Genomic DNA, 3,111 nt, shown 5'->3' with positions numbered 1-3,111 from the left:
CCCGGAGCAAGTCCGTTCACGCCTCAGGCCCCCCTTCTCCCGAAGTTACGGGGGCATTTTGCCGAGTTCCTTAACCACGATTCTCTCGATCTCCTCGGTATTCTCTACCTGACCACCTGAGTCGGTTTGGGGTACGGGCGGCTGGAACCTCGCGTCGATGCTTTTCTCGGCAGCATAGGATCACTGATTTCCCCCTATCGGGGTACGCATCGGATCTCAGGCTGTATGAGGAACGGATTTGCCTATTCCTCGCCCTACGTCCTTACACCGGGACAACCATCGCCCGGCTCAGCTACCTTCCTGCGTCACACCTGTTAATACGCTTGCCTCCCCGGTTCGGGTCGAGTGCTCCACCGCGGCTTCCCCCCGAAGGGATCCACCACGGCTTCGGACTCTTAGCATCACCGGATCAGCATGGGCGGTTCTTCGCCGGTACGGGAATATCAACCCGTTGTCCATCGACTACGCCTGTCGGCCTCGCCTTAGGTCCCGACTTACCCAGGGCGGATTAGCCTGGCCCTGGAACCCTTGGTCTTTCGGAGGACGGGTTTCTCACCCGTCTTTCGCTACTCATGCCTGCATTCTCACTCGTGTGGCGTCCACGGCTGGATTACTCCGCCGCTTCACTCGCCACACGACGCTCTCCTACCCATCCGCACGGCTGAACCACGAAGGCTAACCAATGATGCGAATGCCACGACTTCGGCGGTGTGCTTGAGCCCCGTTACATTGTCGGCGCGGAATCACTTGACCAGTGAGCTATTACGCACTCTTTCAAGGGTGGCTGCTTCTAAGCCAACCTCCTGGTTGTCTATGCAACTCCACATCCTTTCCCACTTAGCACACGCTTAGGGGCCTTAGTCGGTGGTCTGGGTTGTTTCCCTCTCGACGATGAAGCTTATCCCCCACCGTCTCACTGCTGCGCTCTCACTTACCGGCATTCGGAGTTTGGCTGACGTCAGTAACCTGGTAGGGCCCATCGGCCATCCAGTAGCTCTACCTCCGGCAAGAAACACGCAACGCTGCACCTAAATGCATTTCGGAGAGAACCAGCTATCACGAAGTTTGATTGGCCTTTCACCCCTACCCACAGCTCATCCCCTCCATTTTCAACTGAAGTGGGTTCGGCCCTCCACGACGTCTTACCGTCGCTTCAGCCTGGCCATGGGTAGATCACTTCGCTTCGGGTCTAGGACACGCGACTGACTCGCCCTATTCGGACTCGCTTTCGCTACGGCTACCCCACTCGGGTTAACCTCGCCACGTATCGCTAACTCGCAGGCTCATTCTTCAAAAGGCACGCTGTCACCCCTACAAGGAGGCTCCAACGGTTTGTAAGCAAACGGTTTCAGGTACTATTTCACTCCCCTCCCGGGGTACTTTTCACCTTTCCCTCACGGTACTTGTCCGCTATCGGTCATCTGGGAGTATTTAGGCTTACCAGGTGGTCCTGGCAGATTCACACGGGATTTCTCGGGCCCCGTGCTACTTGGGATCCTCTCCACGCCATAACAGCATTTCGACTACGGGATTGCCACCCTCTGTGATTGGCCTTTCAATGCCATTCGTCTATGCCGCGCTGTAACGTGTGCTGCTCGGCAGAACAGCCTGAGAGTCCCACAACCCCGATCGTGCAACGCCTGCCGGCTATCACACACGATCGGTTTGGCCTGTTCCGGTTTCGCTCGCCACTACTAACGGAATCGCGGTTGCTTTCTCTTCCTGTGGGTACTGAGATGTTTCACTTCCCCACGTTCCCTCTACCCGCCCTATATATTCAGGCGGGAGTCACCGGGTCGCATTGCTGCGCCCAGCGGGGTTTCCCCATTCGGAGATCCTCGGATCAAAGCTCGTTTATCAGCTCCCCGAGGCTTATCGCAGATTACTACGTCCTTCTTCGGCTCCAGATGCCAAGGCATCCACCGTTTGCTCTTAGAAACTTGACCACATGAGTATGAATCGATCGCCGGCACTGCTGCCGGAGATTGACCAATGGTGCACGCATCTCGCGATGCGTGTCACCTATGTGATCCAAGACCTGAAAGGCCTCGGATCTAAGATGCTCGCGTCCACTGTGTAGTTCTCAAAGTACGGGCGGTACCCCGCGCCACTTCCCCACCGGGAAGAAACGTCGAGGCCCTGAGGAAGTCCCAGCCACAAGGGCCAGGCCCGATCCCTCAGGACCCAACAGCGTGCACGTCACCGACTATTCCCACCAGCAGCGTTCCAGGTCAGGCGCTCCCAAGAGCTGCGACCGTACTGACTGCCGGCACGACACCGGCGACCCAAGTCAATGTTCCACCCATGAGCAAACCACCACAGGACATTCGCCTGTGCAGTGGCTCTGGACACGCGAAGCGCGTCAGAAGCTCCTTAGAAAGGAGGTGATCCAGCCGCACCTTCCGGTACGGCTACCTTGTTACGACTTAGTCCTAATCACCGATCCCACCTTCGACGGCTCCCTCCACAAGGGTTGGGCCACCGGCTTCGGGTGTTACCGACTTTCATGACTTGACGGGCGGTGTGTACAAGGCCCGAGAACGTATTCACCGCAGCGTTGCTGATCTGCGATTACTAGCGACTCCGACTTCATGAGGTCGAGTTGCAGACCTCAATCCGAACTGAGACCGGCTTTTTGGGATTCGCTCCACCTCGCGGTATTGCAGCCCTTTGTACCGGCCATTGTAGCATGCGTGAAGCCCAAGACATAAGGGGCATGATGATTTGACGTCATCCCCACCTTCCTCCGAGTTGACCCCGGCAGTCTCCTATGAGTTCCCGGCATGACCCGCTGGCAACATAGAACGAGGGTTGCGCTCGTTGCGGGACTTAACCCAACATCTCACGACACGAGCTGACGACAACCATGCACCACCTGTACACCGACCTTGCGGGGCGACCATTTCTGGCCGTTTCCGGTGTATGTCAAGCCTTGGTAAGGTTCTTCGCGTTGCATCGAATTAATCCGCATGCTCCGCCGCTTGTGCGGGCCCCCGTCAATTCCTTTGAGTTTTAGCCTTGCGGCCGTACTCCCCAGGCGGGGAACTTAATGCGTTAGCTGCGACACGGAATCCGTGGAATGGACCCCACATCTAGTTCCCAACGTTTACG

General features: G+C 57.2%; 2 rRNA genes (1 of these 2 only partly in view). Both read right to left on the bottom strand.

The features are described from left to right. Positions 1 to 1,946 (bottom strand): 23S ribosomal RNA (locus tag J3P30_RS14960) (it extends 1,264 nt beyond the left edge of the window). Positions 1,947 to 2,377: 431 nt separating this feature from the next. Then, positions 2,378 to 3,111 (bottom strand): 16S ribosomal RNA (locus tag J3P30_RS14955); the annotation flags it as partial.

The sequence above is a fragment of the Naasia sp. SYSU D00948 genome, from assembly GCF_017916515.1.
GTDB lineage: Bacteria > Actinomycetota > Actinomycetes > Actinomycetales > Microbacteriaceae > Naasia.
The sequence above is the reverse complement of the archived record's forward strand: the minus strand, read 5'-3'. Positions and strand labels throughout refer to the sequence as shown.